General features: G+C 64.3%; 19 protein-coding genes. 11 read left to right on the top strand and 8 right to left on the bottom strand.

Annotated features, from left to right (window positions below):
• The 5 genes from AC07WS_RS18425 to AC07WS_RS18445 all read left to right on the top strand — a co-directional run bounded on the left by AC07WS_RS18425 (window position 1) and on the right by AC07WS_RS18445 (window position 5,056).
• Window positions 1-1,140 carry a flagellar basal body P-ring protein FlgI gene (locus AC07WS_RS18425; RefSeq protein WP_494730474.1) on the top strand — a complete coding sequence of 380 codons (1,140 nt, stop codon included), beginning with the start codon at window positions 1-3 and terminating at the stop codon, window positions 1,138-1,140.
• 8 nt (window positions 1,141-1,148) lie between these two features.
• Window positions 1,149-1,607, top strand: coding sequence for a rod-binding protein (locus AC07WS_RS18430; protein WP_494730475.1), 459 nt, complete (start codon window positions 1,149-1,151; stop codon window positions 1,605-1,607).
• Between the two features lie 93 nt (window positions 1,608-1,700).
• Entirely contained in the window at window positions 1,701-3,074 is a 1,374-nt protein-coding gene (flgK, locus tag AC07WS_RS18435) for a flagellar hook-associated protein FlgK (RefSeq protein ID WP_494730476.1), read from the top strand.
• 11 nt (window positions 3,075-3,085) lie between these two features.
• A complete protein-coding gene (gene flgL / locus AC07WS_RS18440) occupies window positions 3,086-3,997 on the top strand; it encodes a flagellar hook-associated protein FlgL (RefSeq protein ID WP_494730477.1) in 912 nt (303 codons plus the stop codon).
• Window positions 3,998-4,015: 18 nt separating this feature from the next.
• Entirely contained in the window at window positions 4,016-5,056 is a 1,041-nt protein-coding gene (locus AC07WS_RS18445) for a hypothetical protein (RefSeq protein WP_494730478.1), read from the top strand.
• Window positions 5,057-5,071: 15 nt separating this feature from the next.
• Here the strand turns inward: AC07WS_RS18445 and AC07WS_RS18450 are convergent, their stop codons facing one another.
• The 4 genes from AC07WS_RS18450 to AC07WS_RS18465 form a co-directional block, all read right to left on the bottom strand.
• Window positions 5,072-7,267 (bottom strand): putative bifunctional diguanylate cyclase/phosphodiesterase, encoded by a 2,196-nt coding sequence (locus AC07WS_RS18450; protein WP_494730479.1) that lies wholly within the window; start codon window positions 7,265-7,267, stop codon window positions 5,072-5,074.
• A gap of 67 nt (window positions 7,268-7,334) precedes the next feature.
• Window positions 7,335-8,000 carry an amino acid ABC transporter permease gene (locus tag AC07WS_RS18455; RefSeq protein WP_494730480.1) on the bottom strand — a complete coding sequence of 222 codons (666 nt, stop codon included), beginning with the start codon at window positions 7,998-8,000 and terminating at the stop codon, window positions 7,335-7,337.
• A gap of 2 nt (window positions 8,001-8,002) precedes the next feature.
• Window positions 8,003-8,806: a transporter substrate-binding domain-containing protein gene (locus tag AC07WS_RS18460; RefSeq protein WP_494730481.1), complete on the bottom strand. Its 804-nt coding sequence runs from the start codon at window positions 8,804-8,806 to the stop codon at window positions 8,003-8,005.
• Between the two features lie 24 nt (window positions 8,807-8,830).
• Window positions 8,831-9,247: a hypothetical protein gene (locus tag AC07WS_RS18465; RefSeq protein WP_494730482.1), complete on the bottom strand. Its 417-nt coding sequence runs from the start codon at window positions 9,245-9,247 to the stop codon at window positions 8,831-8,833.
• A gap of 62 nt (window positions 9,248-9,309) precedes the next feature.
• Here AC07WS_RS18465 and AC07WS_RS18470 point away from each other — a divergent pair, with 62 nt between their 5' ends.
• Window positions 9,310-9,528, top strand: coding sequence for a DUF3460 family protein (locus tag AC07WS_RS18470; RefSeq protein ID WP_494730483.1), 219 nt, complete (start codon window positions 9,310-9,312; stop codon window positions 9,526-9,528).
• Between the two features lie 3 nt (window positions 9,529-9,531).
• Here AC07WS_RS18470 and AC07WS_RS18475 read toward each other — a convergent pair whose 3' ends face one another.
• The 3 genes from AC07WS_RS18475 to AC07WS_RS18485 all read right to left on the bottom strand — a co-directional run bounded on the left by AC07WS_RS18475 (window position 9,532) and on the right by AC07WS_RS18485 (window position 11,778).
• Window positions 9,532-10,236 (bottom strand): YcbK family protein, encoded by a 705-nt coding sequence (locus tag AC07WS_RS18475; RefSeq protein ID WP_494730484.1) that lies wholly within the window; start codon window positions 10,234-10,236, stop codon window positions 9,532-9,534.
• A gap of 173 nt (window positions 10,237-10,409) precedes the next feature.
• Window positions 10,410-10,847: a hypothetical protein gene (locus AC07WS_RS18480; protein WP_494730485.1), complete on the bottom strand. Its 438-nt coding sequence runs from the start codon at window positions 10,845-10,847 to the stop codon at window positions 10,410-10,412.
• 106 nt (window positions 10,848-10,953) lie between these two features.
• A complete protein-coding gene (locus tag AC07WS_RS18485; RefSeq protein WP_494730486.1) occupies window positions 10,954-11,778 on the bottom strand; it encodes an EAL domain-containing protein in 825 nt (274 codons plus the stop codon).
• A 155-nt stretch (window positions 11,779-11,933) separates the two neighbouring features.
• Here AC07WS_RS18485 and AC07WS_RS18490 point away from each other — a divergent pair, with 155 nt between their 5' ends.
• Window positions 11,934-12,731, top strand: a complete 798-nt coding sequence (locus AC07WS_RS18490) for a class II glutamine amidotransferase (RefSeq protein ID WP_494730487.1) — start codon at window positions 11,934-11,936, stop codon at window positions 12,729-12,731.
• A gap of 7 nt (window positions 12,732-12,738) precedes the next feature.
• On the opposite strand, the gene AC07WS_RS18495 is transcribed toward AC07WS_RS18490, so the two are convergent.
• The gene (locus tag AC07WS_RS18495; RefSeq protein ID WP_494730488.1) at window positions 12,739-13,143 is read right to left on the bottom strand and encodes a GNAT family N-acetyltransferase; all 405 of its coding nucleotides are present in this window, start codon (window positions 13,141-13,143) and stop codon (window positions 12,739-12,741) included.
• 30 nt (window positions 13,144-13,173) lie between these two features.
• On the opposite strand from AC07WS_RS18495, the gene AC07WS_RS18500 reads away from it, so the two are divergent.
• The 4 genes from AC07WS_RS18500 (at window position 13,174) to AC07WS_RS18515 (ending at window position 16,098) form a co-directional block, all read left to right on the top strand.
• Complete coding sequence (locus AC07WS_RS18500; protein ID WP_494730489.1) at window positions 13,174-13,359, top strand: hypothetical protein; 186 nt, start codon at window positions 13,174-13,176, stop codon at window positions 13,357-13,359.
• Between the two features lie 235 nt (window positions 13,360-13,594).
• Window positions 13,595-14,617, top strand: coding sequence for a sulfate ABC transporter substrate-binding protein (locus AC07WS_RS18505; protein ID WP_494730490.1), 1,023 nt, complete (start codon window positions 13,595-13,597; stop codon window positions 14,615-14,617).
• Between the two features lie 84 nt (window positions 14,618-14,701).
• Complete coding sequence (locus tag AC07WS_RS18510) at window positions 14,702-14,926, top strand: TOBE domain-containing protein (protein ID WP_117011445.1); 225 nt, start codon at window positions 14,702-14,704, stop codon at window positions 14,924-14,926.
• A gap of 299 nt (window positions 14,927-15,225) precedes the next feature.
• Window positions 15,226-16,098 (top strand): serine hydrolase, encoded by an 873-nt coding sequence (locus tag AC07WS_RS18515; RefSeq protein ID WP_494730491.1) that lies wholly within the window; start codon window positions 15,226-15,228, stop codon window positions 16,096-16,098.
• Window positions 16,099-16,167: the final 69 nt, after the last annotated feature.

Raw genomic sequence — 16,167 nt, forward strand, 5'->3', positions numbered from 1 at the left:
ATGAATTTCCGCAAGCGCCTCAGCTTACTCCACCGCCTGCTGGCCCTGCCGCTGGCCTTCTGTGTCGCCGCCGGCGCCGCCCTCCCCGCGCCGGCCCAGGCCGCGCAGGTGCTGCGCAACCTGGTGGCCGTCGAAGGCATGCGCGACAACCCGCTGGTGGGCTACGGCCTGGTGGTCGGCCTGAACGGCAGCGGCGATTCGACCCAGGTCAAGTTCGCCAGCCAGTCGGTGATCAACATGCTCAAGCAGTTCGGCGTCAAGGTGCCCGACGGCACCGACGCCAAGTCCAAGAACGTGGCCACCGTGATGGTGTCGGCGGTGTTCCCGCCCGGCTACCGCAAGGGCCAGAACATCGACGTGGTGGTGTCCTCGATGGGCGACGCCAAGAGCCTGCGCGGCGGCGCCCTGCTGCTCACGCCGCTGCGCGCGGCCGACAACGAGGTCTACGCGCTGGCCCAGGGCAACGTGGTGGTGGGCGGCTTCAGCGCGGCCGGCAAGAGCGGCTCCTCGGTCACGGTCAACACCCCGACCTCCGGCCGCATCCCCAGCGGCGCGGCGATCGAGCGCGAAATCGCCACCGACTTCGCCACCAAGCCCACCGTGCGCCTGTCGCTGCGCCACCCGCACTTCCAGACCGCGATCAACATCGTCGACTCGATCAACAAACGCTTCGGCGACATCGCCACCACCACCGACGCCACCAGCATCGACGTGGTGGCCCCGGCCAACCCGACCCAGCGCGTGGCCTTCATGGCCAAGCTGGAGGCGCTGTCGATCGACGTCGGCGACGACTCGCCCAAGGTGGTGTTCAACTCGCGCACCGGCACCGTGGTGATCGCCGAGGGCCTGCGGGTGCGCGCGGCCGCCGTCACCCACGGCTCGCTGAAGGTGGTGATCTCCGAATCGACCAAGGTCAGCCAGCCGAACGCCCTGGCGCAGGGCAACACCGTGGCCACGCCGCAATCGCAGGTCAGCGTCGACCAGGGCTCGGGCCAGATGTTCAAATGGCCGGCCGGGGCCAAGCTGCAAGCGATCATCGACGTGGTCAACAGCCTGGGCGCCTCGCCGGACGACATCATGGCCATCCTGCAGGCGCTGGACCAGGCCGGCGCCATCGAAGGCGAACTGGTCGTCATCTAAGGAAAGCCATGAACTTCGATCCCAGCAAATTCGACGGCAGCACCATGCGCATCGGCGTGGCCGACAAGCTCAGCGAGACGCCGGCCGTGGCCGCCCCCGCCGTGGACGACGGCGTCGACCCCAAGTACCGCGCCAAGGCCACCGAGGCGGCGGTCAAGTTCGAGAGCTTCTTCATCGGCCACATGCTGCACCAGATGCGTTCCGGCACGCGCGAGCTGGCGGCCGAGGACAGCGTGTTCAAGGACAAGATCAACGAGGACATGCTGGACATGGCCGACAACCTGGTGGCCGACCAGCTGGCCGGCCAGCGCGCCTTCGGCGTGGCCGACGCCATCCTGCGCCAGCTGCTGCCGCCGGGCGGCACGCCGGCGGCGATGCACGCCAGCCTGCCGGGCCGGGCCGCCGCGCCGGCGTCGAATATTGCCGAGCCGCAAAATATTTCCGTAACGCTTAATCCGGTGCAGTAAACCGTCGCCTTTTACGGTTAACGGACCAGTTGACGCCCCTCGACACTGCAAGCGACTGGTCCTCCGGCCTTCACCAGGAAAGACCCTTGCAATATGAGCATCTCTTACAACGCACTGTCCGGCGCCCTGGCCGCCCAGGCTGCCCTGAACACGGTCAGCCAAAACATCGCCAACGCACAAACCAAGGGCTACACCCGCCAGGGCGTGCTGCTGCAGGCCAGCGCCGGTGACGGCTCGTCCGGCATGAGCCCGGGCAACGGCGTCAAGATCGGCTCGCTGCTGCGTTTCAGCGACTCCTACAAGTCCCAGCAGATGTGGCGCGCCGCCTCCGACCTGGGCCAGCACACCCAGGTCCAGCCCTACCTGACCCAGATGGAAAAGGTCATGAGCGATGACAAATCCAGCATCAGCTACGGCATCGACAATTTCTTCAAGGCGCTCAACGCGGCCGGCGTCGATCCGACCTCGACGCCGCTGCGCCAGCAGGTCATCACCGCGGCCGACTCCATGTCGCAGCAGTTCAACAGCATCTACAACGTCACCGCCAACCAGCTGATCTCGGTCCAGCAGCAGCGCTCGGCGATCCTGCCGGGCCTGAACGAATCGCTGGCCGGCATCGCCGCGCTGAACCAGCAGGTCATTTCCATCGGCGCCAACGGCACCAACACCTCGGCCCTGATCGACCAGCGCGAACAGCTGATCGACAAGGTGGCCTCGCAGGTGGGCGTGGAGGTGATCAACAACCCGGACGGCACCGCCAGCGTCTCGCTCAAGAGCGGCCAGCCGCTGGTGGTCAGCAATCTGTACGGCAAGCTGAACTTCGACAGCAGCAGCGGCACGCAGCAGCTGACGCTGAGCTTTGCCAACACCACCTTCAAGCTCGACGACACCAAGGTCGGCGGCCAGCTGGGCGGCCTGGCGGACTACCAGGAAAACACCCTGAAGCCGCTGCAGAAATCGATCTTCGAGATCGCCCAGCAGATGTCCGACAAGGTCAACACCCAGCTGGCGGCCGGCTTCACCAGCCCCGGCGTTCCCGGCACGGCCTTGTTGTCGTTCAACTCGGCCAGCGCCACCGGCCTGCTGCAAGTGACCAGCGGCTTCAAGACCGCCGACCTGGCCTTCTCCAGCGACGGCCTGCCCGGCGACAGCGGCAACCTGCAGCAACTGGTGGCCATCAAGACCCAGCCGATCACGCTGACCTCGCTGGGCAGCGTGCTGCTGGGCGACGCCGACACCCAGGTGGTCGGCAAGCTGGGCATCGACAGCCAGCAGAACCAGGCCCAGCTCAACACCGCCACCACGGTGCGCCAGCAATCCGAGGACGACTGGAAATCGACCAGCGCGGTCAACACCGACGAGGAGGCGATCAACCTGGTCGAGTTCCAGAATATGTACCAGGCCAACATGAAGGTGATCGCGGTCGCCAACACCCTGTTTGACGCCACCTTGCACATGTTCGGTTAAGGAGAGCCTGTATGCGTATCGCCACCAGCCAGTTCCAGGCCACCATGAACCGCGGCCTGCAAGAGAACCAGAGCAATCTGGCCCGGATCACCTCGCAGATGGCGTCCGGCGACCGGATCCAGCTGCCGTCCGACGATCCGGTCGGCAACGTCCGCCTGTCGCGCCTGGAGCGCGAGGAAGCCATCGTCGGCCAGTACCGCGACAACATCGCGGCCGTCAAGATCCGCCTGTCGACCAACGAGACCTATCTGCAGAGCATGACCAACGACATCACCCAGAGCCACGACCTGCTGGTCTGGGCCTCGGACGGCAGCAACACCGCCGCCGACCTGAAGTCCATGGTCAAGCCGATGACGTCGCTGCGTGACAGCCTGCTCTACAGCGCCAACGAGAAGGACCAGGAAGGCCGCTACATCTTCTCCGGCACCATGACCGACACCCCGGCCATCACCTACGATGCGACGGCGCCGGTCGGTTCGCGCTACACTTTCACCGGCAACCAGAACCAGCAGAAGACCGTGGTCGGCAACGGCATCACGCAGACCACCAACGTCGACGTCAAGGGCCTGGAAGACCTGCTCAACCAGATGGACACGACCATCGACGAACTGTCGTCGCCGACGCTGACGGTGGGTTCGCCCTCGCTGACGGCCGCGCTGGGCGCCAATATGGACGGCGCCAGCAGCACGCTGGACCTGATCGCCGGCAAGATCGCCGACTTCGGCGGCGCCCAGAACGTGCTCGAGACGCTGGACGGCAACCACGCCAACGTCAGCCTGTCGAACAAGACGGCCATCCTGGACATCGGCCAACTGGACTACGGCGAGGCCGCGACCGAACTGAACGGCTATAATCTGGCGCTGCAATCGTCGTACAAGGCGTATTCCAAGATCAGCAATCTGTCGCTGTTCAACATCCTGTAATCCCAACCCGAGCACCCTATGCAAATCTCGCCCAACACCAACCCGACCGTCATTGTTCCTGGCCACGCCAGCAATGCCAGCGCGGTGGACGGCACCGCGCTGGGGCTCAATGGCGAGAACGCCGCCACCGCCACGCCGGTCACGCCGACGCCGACCTCGGCGGCGCCGCTGCGCCGTGGCCTGAACAACTGGGACCAGCCGTTGCAGGGCGACATCTCCGGCGCCCAGCAGGCGCTCGACTTCCTGGAACAGAGCGCGGCCCAGCTGCGCAACCTGAAGGCCGACCTGAGCGCCCGCCTGGCCAACCGCCAGCGCGCCGACGGCACGCTGGACGCGCGGGTGCGCCAGTTCAGCAACACCTGGCGCAACCGCAGCGCGGCCTCCGGCGGCACGCTGGACGCCCGCCTCAAATTCAGCAACAAGGCCAGCACCACCCGCTTCACGGTGCGCGGCATGAACATCGGCAACCTGCGCACCGGCGGCCGCGAAGTGCTGGCGATCTCGCTGGGCGGCGGCCAGAACCTGCGCTCGGTGGTGCTGGAACCCGGCCTGTCGGACGAGGAAATCGCCCAGCGCTTCGACGACGCGCTGGCGCCGAGCGGCGTGCGCGCCGACCTCAACGAAGACGGCCAGCTGGAATTTTCCACCCCCGAATCGTCTTGGACCAATGTGCGCGACACCATCGCCGTGCAGGGCGGCGGCATCCGCTTCCCGACCGGGCAGCTGAACCGTGTGAAGGCCGAGGCCGAGACGCCGGCGGTCGATCCCGACAACTGGCAGACCTCGGACGTGGACGCCATCCGCGCCACGCTGCAGCAAGTGGTGCAGGCGCTGGCGCAGGTGGAACAGGCGATCGCCTCGGTGCACACCGCGCTCAACCAGGTGAGCGCCCGGGTGCAGGACGCCACGCCCAGCGACACCACCGACGGCATGGACCAGGTGGCGCAGAACTTCGTCTCGACCGCCAAGCAGCCCGGCTACCAGTCGCTGCTGTCGATCACCTCGGCGCTGGCCGGCATCAGCCGCGAGCGCGTGATCTCGCTGCTCAGCCTGCGCTAGTCGGCAGCCCCCGCCTCACTCCACCACCAGGCGCGGCAGGCCGCGCCTGGCCAGCTCGCTGAACTGCGCGGCCGGCATCGGCTCGGCATACACATAGCCCTGGGCATAATCGCAGCCGGCCAGCGCCAGCAGGCCGCTCTGCGCCGCCGTCTCCACGCCCTCCGCCACCACCCGCAAGCCCAGCTTGTGCGCCATGACGATCAGCGCCTCGCACATCGCCAGGTCGCCGCTGTCGCTGGCCAGGTGCTGGATGAAGCTGTGGTCCAGCTTGAGCAGATCGATGCCGAAGTGCTTGAGGTGGGACAGCGACGAATAGCCGGTGCCGAAATTGTCCAGCGCCACCTGCACGCCCATCTCGCGCAACTCGCGCAGGCGGTCGGACACCTTGGCGATGCCGTCCATCAGCACGCCCTCGGTGATCTCGATGATGATGCTGCGCGGCGCCAGCTGCAGCTCGGCCGCGTAGTTGAGCCAGCCGACATACAGGGCGGTGTCGCCGCGGAACTGCGCGGCCGACTGGTTGATGCTGACCTGGAAGCCCGGCCCCAGCTCGTCCTGCCAGCGGCGCGCCTGCAGCGCCGCCTGGCGGAACACCCAGTCGCCGATCTCCATCATCAGCCCGCCCGATTCGGCATGCTGCAGAAACTCGGCCGGCGCCAGCAGGCCGCGCTGCGGATGGCGCCAGCGCAGCAGCGCCTCGGCCCGCTCGATCATGCCGCTCTGCAGGTTGACGATGGGCTGGAAGTGCAGCTCGAACTGCCGCTCCGACAGCGCCAGGCGCAAGTCCAGCGTCACCTGCTGGCGCGCCTGCGCCGCCAGCTGCAGGTCGGCCGTGAAATAGCTGTAGCGGTTGCGGCCCGACTCCTTGGCCGCGTACATGGCCTGGTCGGCCTGGCGCAGCAAGTCCTCCGGCACCACCGCGTCCGACGGATACAGCGCGATGCCGATGCTGGCCGAGATCGACGGATTGGCCGCGCCCAGCTCGAACGGCCGGTTCAGCAGCGTCAGCATGGTCTGCGTGATGCGCTCGATGCCGGCCGCCTGCTCGATGCCGGACAGGATCACGGTGAACTCGTCGCCGCCCAGCCGCGCCACCGTGTCCGAGTTGCGCACGCAGGCGCCGATGCGGCGTGCCGCCTCCACCAGCAGCGTGTCGCCATGCGCGTGGCCGAGCGTGTCGTTGACCTGCTTGAAGCCGTCCAGGTCGATGAACAGCAGCGCCAGCTGCATGCCTTCGCGCTGCGCCTTCTTGACCTCCTGGCCCAGCCGGTCCTGGAACATGTGGCGGTTGGGCAGCGCGGTCAGCTCGTCGAAATTGGCCTGGTGCCAGATGCGCTCGGTGGTGGCGCGGCTGTCGGTGATGTCGGTCACCAGCGCCAGCGCGCCCAGGTAGGCGCCCTCGGCGTCGAAGATGGGATTGGTGGCCAGCGTGGCCCACAGCTCGCTGCCGTCCCTGCGCAGGAACTTGAACTCGTGGCGCTCGGCCACGCCCTGCTGGCGGCGCGCGATATTGCGCTCCAGGATGGCGCGGCCCTCGTCGTCCATGAACGCCACCAGCGGCTGGTCCAGCATCTCCTCGATGGTGTAGCCCAGCATGGCCGCCATCTTCGGGTTGACAAAGCTGGTGCGGGCGGCGCCGTCGATTTCCCAGATGCCTTCCTCGGCGCTGTGGACGATGCGGCGGAAGCGTTCCTCGCTGCGCTCCAGCGCCGCCAGCTTGCCCTCGGCCATCTCCAGCACCACGCGGATGGCCTGGCCGCTGCTGTCGGCGCTGGCGCGCAGCGTGACCGGAAAGCCCTGCTGGTTGCGGGCCCGCGTCATCTGCAACGCGCATTGCTCGGGATGGGCGCTGTTCAGCGCCTGCCGCACGAAACGGTCGAAGTCGTCATGGAAACGCGGCGCCACGAACTGGCGGAACGACACCTTGGCCGGGTTGTTGCGCGGCAGGCCCAGCAGGTCGGAGCCGACCACATTCATCTGCAGGATGGTGGTGTCGAAGCCCAGCACGAAATAGCCGACCGGCGCCAGCAGGTAGATATCGTTGAAGTAGGCTTGCTCGGCGCTCAGTTCGCTGGCCGTGGGCGGCTCGCCGAACGCCGCCATGGCCCCGCCTTCGTCCACGATAGCCATATTGGTCAAGCCGTCGATGCGCTCGGCGGAGATCGGCTGCCGGCCGCCATGCAGTTCGGTATTGTGCGTAGGCTTCTCCATACCACCCCTTTGCGTAGGTGTTCAGACTAGCATTTAAGCCGCGCACTGTCGAGCGCGCGGCGACGCCTCAGCGATGCGCGCGGTTCAAGCGTTGTTCCGCGCGCCGTTGCAGCGCTTCAAACAACAAACTGAGCAGCCAATAGATGGCGGCGGCGGCCAGGTACAGCGGCAGCGGCCGGAAGGTGGTCGCGATCACTTCCTTGGTCGACAACATCAGCTCGGTCATGGTGATGACCGACACCAACGAGGTATCCTTGATCAGGCTGATCAAGGTATTGCTCATGGCCGGCACCGCGATGCGCAGCGCCTGCGGCAGCACCACGTGGCGCAGCGTGGGCCAGTAGCCCAGCCCCAGGCTGTAGCTGGCCGCCCACTGCCCCTTGCTGACCGCGAGGATGGCGCCGCGCAGGCTCTCGGACAGGAAGGCGCCCGCGTTCAGGCTCAGCGCCAGGACGCCGGCCGTGACCGGCGTGAATTCGATGCCCACGCTGGGCAGGCCGTAATAGATGACGAACATCTGCACCAGCAGCGGCGTGCCGCGCATCAGGCTGACGTACACGCCGGCCGGCCAGCGCAGCAGGCGGTAGGGCAGGATGCGCAGCACCGCCACCGGGAAGCCGATCAGCAGGCCGCCCAGCATCGAGGCCAGCGCGAACTCCACCGTGTAGCCGGCGCCGCGCAGCATGACCGGCGCGGCCTCTTGCAGCAGCTCCAGCAGCCCCTGCCAGTCCATGCTCAGGGCGCCTTGCTGACGTCAGTGCCGAACCACTTCAGCGAGATCGCCTTGAGGCTGCCGTCGGCGGCCGCGTCGGCCAGCGCCTTGTCGAGCGCCTGCTTGAATTGCGGATTGCCCTTCTGGAAAGGGATGCCCATGCGCTCGACCGCGCCCACCTGCGCGCCGGCCTTGATCGGCAGCTTGGATATCTTCAGCAGATAGGCCGACATCAGGCTGTCGTTGAGCGCCGCGTCGATGCGGCCGCTGGCCAGGTCGGCCATGGTGTCCGGCGCGGCCGCGTAGCTGCGCACTTCGATGCCCGGCACCGCCTTGGCCTGCTGCTCGTACACGCTGCCCTGCCCCACGCCCAGCTTCTTGCCCTTGAGGTCGGCCAGCGCCTTGTAGGCCGCCTTCTCGTCCTTGCGCACGATCAGCTGCGGCATCGAGTAAATGTAGGGCGCCGAAAAATCGAAAGCCTGTTCGCGCTTGGGATTGATGCCGACCTGCGAAACGATCACATCGTATTTATTGGCCGACAGCCCGGCCAGGATGCCGGCCCACTCGCTGCTGACGAACTCCACTTTCACTCCCAGCCTGGCGGCCAGCAGGCGCGCCACGTCGACGTCGTAGCCGGCCAGTTCGCCGCTCTTCTGGTCCTTGTAGTTGAACGGCGGATAAGTGCCCTCCAGCGCCACCTTGAGCGTGCCGCGCGCCTTGACCGTGGCCAGCAGATCGGCCGCCGCCGCCGGCAAGGCCAGCGACGACAGCGCCAGCGCCAGCAGCGCGCCCTGCGCCAGCTTGAAAGTGAAATCGCGTTTTTGCATGAAATTCCTTATCAATGAGGGGCGCTACCAGGCGCCCATGCGGCGGCGCAGGCCGAAATTATGGCCGACCACCAGGATGGAACTGGCGATCAGTCCGCTCAGCCCTATCATCAACTGTATCAGCTTATCGTCCGGCAGCACCCACAGGCGGCCCTGCGGCGCCTCGTCCACGCGTGCGGCGGCCATGATCAGCGGCGACACCCATTCCGCTTCCGGCGTAACATCCAGGATCAAGGCGCCGTCCTGCGTGGTCTGCATATAGATCTCGCCCCCTTCGGCCAGCGCGAAACACACGCCGTAACCGGTTTCGTGCTTGGCGATGTGCTCCTGCAGGCTGAGGTTGTGCTCGGCTATCCACAGTTCCACATCGGCCGGGGTTTCCAGCCCGCTCCACGGCACCGGACGGAAGCGCGGGGGCTCGGGCTTGTTATCGTCTTGCATAGTCTTCCTGCTGAGTTTTTCTTTGCTAAGCCGCCAGTTTAATCGATGGGAGGAAATCAGCCATGAAATATAAATTTCCGTACGGCCCCGGACGCCGCGAGTACGAGTCCGAGTTCACGCAGTTCATCAATGGCTACCTGCGCCAGCACCCCGAGGTGCAGCGCGACCAGGTGCTGGGATGGCGCATCTTTTGGGAGCGTCCGGTCGATCCGCAAAGCATAGACCGCGACCGCGATGCCGAACTGAAGCCGACCATTTACCATTCGTACTTCTACGAATGAGGCTCAGCCCTTCCAGGTCCGATTGAGGCCGGTATCCGCGTGGATCCAGCCGCCGCGCGGGCCGGAGCGGTAATAGAAGCCGACGCCGCCCTGGCGGAAACTCTTCACCAGGCCGCCCAGCACTTCGGAATTCAGGCTGGCCAGACGGATGTCGGCGGCGCGGCCCTCGATGTGCAGCGACTGGCGCGCGGCCGGCACGCCCGCCTCGCGCAGCTTCTGGTTCGACGCCTGCGTGCGGTAGCCGGATAAAATCTCCAGCGGCGTGTCGATGCCGTAGCGCGCCACGAAGGCCTGCGTGCCCCACAGCGTTTCAAACAGCTTGGGATCGATGCGCGCGGTTTCCTTGCCGTTGACGTCGCGCAGCAGATGGCACAAGTCCTGGTAGGCCGATTCGATGATCTCGCCATCCCGCCAGTACAGCAGCTTGGCGCGCTCGCCGGACGCCGGCCGTACCACGTCGATCGTGCGCGGCTTGAGCCAGAACTCCAGGTCCAGCGCCTGCGCGTCGAAGATATCGGGCGGCGGCGCCAGTTCGCCGAAGCCGGACGGCGCGCTGGCGCGCGGCATGCTGGCGGCCGGCCTGGCCTGCGCCACGGCGCCCGGCGCGCTCGCGCCGACGCTGCTGGCGGCCTGATGCGGCGCCGGTTTCGGCGCGGCGGCCGCGCTGTGTTGAACCGTGCCGCGGGAGGCGCATCCAATCAGCGGCACCGATAAAAAACTCGCTCCCGCCAAACCCAAACCCTGCTGTAAAAACTTTCTGCGCGATGCCATAGCCCACCCGTGAAAAACGATATGGATACTATAGCGTATGCAGAGGGAAATGAAAAAGGGAACGCGCCCGATTTCCCGCAAAAACCGGACGCAGCCTGCGGCCAGCGGCGCTAGCGCATCGCCAGATGGATCACCTGCTCCGGAACGAACTGGCCGTCAGCCAGATTCCGCGCCGGCACCACCATCGTCAACCAGCCCTGCGCGCCATCATTGCCGATCAGTTCAATTTCCATTTTCAGCTGCCGGTCCAGCGCGACATAATTGTTGCGTGTGGTGGCGACGATCTTGTGCATTGGCCCTTGGTCCACATAGGCGTACACATTGGTGCCACGGCCGACGATGGACAAGGTCTGGCCGTTCGACAGCGTGTAGGTGGCCATGAGATCGCGGTAATTTTCCGGCCACATTTTGGAATACGAATCGGGTAATTCGATGCGGGCCTGGCTGGCCGGAACCGGCACCCGCAAAGTATCTTCAGACTGCTGCGCTTGCAGAGCCGACGACAGCGCCAGCCCTCCCACAACCACTGCGACGTAGATTGTTTTCATGATGATATCCCCCGTGTTGGAGATTCCATTTAAGCAGTCGCGACGCAAAACACAAATTCATTGTGACTATCATGAAGCACTGCGGATACATATTTGAAATGGCCCATCAGGCCGCCGCCGCTTCGCGCTCCACGGCCAGCAAATCCGCGCGCGGCTCGTCCAGCATATAGCCCTGCACCAGCAGCGGCACGCTCGCGGCCTCGCCCAACTGCCGCAGCACCGTCAAGGCCGGCGTCGACTCCAGCCGCTTGAACACCAACGCCACATTGGCTTCCGCGCTGCGCTTCAGCAAGGCCAACAGCGCCTCGCCGTCCTGCAGTTCGCGCGCGTCGAGCTTGAGCACATCGGGCCGCAAGCGATCCAGCAACTGCAAGCCTGCACGCGCGCCCGGCACGTTGACGGCGAAACGGAATCCGTTGCGGCGGTAGTTGTCGGAAACATAGTTCAACAACCAACCCTGCTGCGGCGAGGCCGCCGGCAATTGCAGCACCACGCGTTGCAGCGGCAGTTCCAGCGCGTCGAGGATGCGGCGGAAGGCATGGCCGTGATTGCTGCTGACCGCGCTGAGCAGGCGGTCATGCACGTTCAGGTACAAGTCCTGCGGCCCCTCGCCCGCCTGGCGAAAGAAATTAATCGCATGCAGCATGCGGCACAAACGATCCAGTTCGATCGACTCGTCGTCGCTGGCCGCATGGTCGAGCAGCCGCCACAGCGACAAGCCCTGGTCCTGCGCCGACACGCTGCGCGCCAGGCCTTCGTAGGCACGTACCTCGCCCGACGCCAGCTGGCGGATCGGCTGGAAAGCGCTGCTCAGGGTGCAGTTGAAAAAGCGCCCGTGGGCCTTGCCCTCGTGATCGAGCCAGATGCTGGAACCCGCGCCGCCGGCATCGGACAGGCGCGCCAGGTATTTTTTCAAGACGGGATATGACATGGAACTCCTCGGCAGACGCTGACAATAACGCCAGCGTAAGCCCGCGCGCCACAAAGCTGAACGAATGCTTTCAGCTATCCATATGCCAAAACATTCCTTCCACCTGCGGCACGGCGCCGCTATCGTTGGCCATCGCCACTCTTCGCCCGAACACCATGTGCCAATTACTCGCCATGAGCAGCAGCAAGCCCGCCGCTGTCGATTTCTCCTTCGCCGGCTTCGCGCTGCGCGGCAGCGAACACCGCGACGGCTGGGGCATCGCGCTGCATACGCCCAGTGGCTGCAAGCTCTACACCGATTCGCTGGCCTCGACCCACTCGCCGCTGGCGGCGCAGATCCGCAACCATCCGATCAAGGCCAGGAACGTCGTCGCCCATATCCGCAAAGCCACGCAGGGCCGCATCTCGCTGGAAAACAGCCACCCGTTCACGCGCGAGCTGTGGGGGCAGACCTGGTCCTTCGCCCACAACGGCGACCTGAAACTGTTCGATCCGAATCCCAGCCTGTACTCGCCGCACGGCGACACCGACAGCGAGCGCGCCTTCTGCCACCTGCTGTCCGGCCTGGCGCTGCGCTTTGAAACGCGGCCGCCGCGCCACGTGCTGTTCGGCGCGCTGGAAACGCTGGCCGGCGAAATCGCCGCGTACGGCAGCTTCAATTTCATCCTGTCCAACGGCGAGCTGCTGTTCGCCCATTGCAGCACCGAGCTGCACGTGGTGGTGCGCGAATACCCGTTCTCGGTGGCGCAGCTGGTCGATTGCGACCTGAGCATCGACTTCAGCAAGCACAACCACCTGGACGACCGCATCGCCGTCATCGCGACCCAGCCGCTGACGTCGAACGAGGCCTGGACCCGGTTCGCGCCGGGCGAGCTGAAGCTGTTTGTCAACGGACGGGAAGTGGGATCGGCGCCGGTGCGGCGCCAGGAATGGGAGCTGGAGATTTGCTGCTAATTTGCGGTTAGACGGAGTTGCAATTGCAGAAGCGCTTGCGTTTGCTGCCGTCCGGCGCGTCGGCGGCGGCGTCCAGCTGCTTCCAGAAGAACACTGTTTCCACGCCATACGGCGAGCGCACCTTGCCGGCATCGACATAGCCGCGCTTGGCAAAGAATTCCTGCCCGGTGGCCGTGCTGTGCAATTGCAGCGCCTTCACGCCCCAGCTGCACGCCTGCTCCTCCATGCGCGCCAGCAGCGCCTTGCCGACGCCCTGGCCGCGCGCCTCGGGCAGCAGATAGCACAGGGCCAGCTTGCCGGCTCCGGTCAGCAACGCGACGCCGACGACCACGCCTTCGCTGAGCGCGACCAGCGAAAAATTCGTCGGCGAGCTGAACCAGTTCGCCACCATCTGCGGAGTTTTGTTGCCCAACCAGGCATCCAGGATGGCGGGATCGTTCTTATGATCCAGATCGCAGCATTCCGTGATCGAGCGGCGCAACACCGTGCACGCCGCATCCGCATCTGTCGAAGCAGCAATACGAATTTCAAGACTCCGAATTTCAAGACTCATGTACGCTCACAAATATTCCCATTAGCAAAAATGAAGCGCTTCGCTGTTTTACCGCGCGCCTTCTTCAGTGCCTGATCCGACTATACACCAAGCAGCAAAAGCCGTTGCGGACGCACCCGATCGAGGCCCGTTTGACTCTCACAGCCTAGTGGCTGGCCCTGCTTTTGCCCACGAATGTTTTCAAAAATCGTTATGCGGTTTTTACTGAAAACCTCGTGTTAACCATACCTACTAAGCATATTACGAAAAATTCGTATCTTTTCCGGGCGAAATTTTACACCATGGGCGTCTGTTATTACGAAAGCTCATTATGACCACCAAAAAACCTGCTCGCCGCGTGCTTATTTCCTCGTTCCTGGCCGCTTCCGCCGTCATGCTGGGCCTGCCTCTGCAGGCGAACGCCGCCGAAACCGTGCTGCTGAACGCGTCCTACGACGTGGCCCGCGAGCTGTTCAAGGACATCAACCCGCTGTTCGTCGCGGACTGGAAGAAGACCACCGGCGAAACCATCAACGTCAACCAATCGCACGGCGGCTCGTCCAAGCAGGCCCGCTCGGTGGCCGACGGCATGGAAGCGGCGGTCGTCACGATGAACCAGGCCAACGACATCGACATGCTGGCCGACAAGGGCCTGGTGGCGCAGGACTGGTCCAAGAAGTTCCCGAACAACGCCGCGCCCTACTACTCGACCATGATTTACCTGGTCCGCAAGGGCAATCCCAAGCAGATCAAGGACTGGAGCGACCTGGCCAAGCCGGGCGTGAAGGTCGTCATTCCCAATCCCAAGACCGCCGGCAACGGCCGCTACACCTATCTGGCGGCCTGGGGCTCGGTGCTGAAGAAGGGCGGCACGGAGGCGCAGGCGCGCGAGCTGGTCACCAAAATCTTCAAGAACGTGCCGGTGCTGGACGCAGGCGGACGCGGCGCCACCACCACGTTCACCCAGCGTGAGATCGGCGACGTTCTGGTGACGTTCGAGAACGAAGTGAACCTGGTGCGCGCCGAGTTCGGCAACAACTTCGAAGTGGTCTACCCGTCGATCTCCATCCTGGCCGAGTCGCCGGTGGCTGTGGTCGACAAGGTGGTCGACCGCCGGGGCATCCGCAAGCAGGCCACCGGCTACCTGAACTTCCTGTACAGCGAGCAGGCGCAGGAGGTGATCGCCAAGCACTATTTCCGTCCACGCTCGGAGGCGGCGTTCAAGAAGTACAACGCCAACTTCCGCCAGATCGCGCTGTTCACGGTAGATGACGTCTTTGGCGGCTGGAGATCGGCGCAGAAGAAGCATTTTGACGACGGCGGTGAATTCGACAAGATCTACCAGACCAAATAAAGATATACGGATCGATTCGTTTGCAAATGGCCTGCCAGCCCGTAATCTGGACACGTAGCAAACAACCCAGATAAAGGAAGCGCAATGGCCATTTCTGAAATTAATGTACGTAACCAGTTCCGCGGCAAGATCAAGGAAATCATCTTTGGGCCGGTGGTCTCGGAGGTCGACGTGGAAACCCAGCATGGCATCGTCACCTCGGTGATCACGTCGCGCTCGATTCATGACCTGGATTTGAAAGTCGGCAGCGAAGTCATTGCCCTCGTTAAATCCACCGAGGTCTCCATCGCCAAAGTCAGCAGCAACTAGGCAATATTTACGATCAAAAATTTGGGGTCAAGTCTGACATTCGGACACGGCCTCTGCCCTAGCGGCCGCTAGGGCAGAGGCCGTGTCCGAATGTCAGACTTGACCCCAAATGCTTAGAGGCACCTTAAGACGTATCCGCAGCACAAAATAAATAGAATCGTGGAGTTACATTCAATAGACGAGAAACCACTTTAATGTTATCTTCTATCCTCAGGAAATATTGCCGCATAGCTAGACTAGTTTTGCGCCGCGTCAACTTCTGACGCCCGATACACTCCTCTCTCCCAAGAATACCTAACATGCTCAAGAAAATTGTTGCTGTATTGCTGAGTTCGTTTACTGCGGCTGCGCTCGCCGTGCCGCTCGGCTCGCAGTCGGTGCTGGTCGTCGAAGACGGCACCGGCAAAGTGCTGCTCGAAAAGAATTCCAACGTTCAAGTACCGATCGCCTCGCTGACCAAGCTGATGACTGCGATGGTCGTGCTCGATTCCAAGCCGGACATGGATGCGCCCATCAGCATCGAAAAAACCGACGTGGACGTGATCAAGCACAGCACCTCGCGGGTGCCGGTCGGCGCCGAACTGGCCCGCCGCGACGTGCTGCAACTTGCGCTGATGTCGTCAGACAACCGGGCCGCCGCATCGCTGGCGCGCACCTATCCGGGCGGTCCCGAAGCGTTCAAGAAAGCGGTCAGCGCCAAGATCCGCGCGCTGGGTTTGACCCAGACCGTGATCGAGGAGCCGACCGGCTTGTCGCCGAACAACCGCTCCACCGCGACCGATCTGGTCAAAATGGCAACCGCCGCCTCGGCCTATCCGGACATCCGCCGCATCACCACCGACACCAAGGACGTGATCAATATCAAGGGCCGCCAGGTTGAGTACCACAATACCAACCGACTGGTAGGCGCCAAGGGTTGGGACGTCGGCCTGTCGAAGACCGGCTACACCGAAGAGGCTGGCCGCTGCCTGATCATGCGCTTCAAATCCGCCGGCAAGAACGCCACCCTGGTGTTGCTCAACGCCAAGGCAAACTCGGCCCGATTGATGGATGCCTTCAACATCCGCCGCTTCGTTGCCGGCCCGGATGCAGAACCAAAAGTCATGAAGGCTTCGGTTCATCGTCACAAAAAGGCCGCCAAGTCGGCCACCCGCCGCCGCCGCGCCGCCTGATCTTTTCAGCCTGCCGAAACAAAAACCGGACCCGAGGGTCCGGTTTTTTTTGCCCTTCACAAGCCAGAT

The organism is Duganella sp. GW821-FHT01E12 (assembly GCF_059422325.1).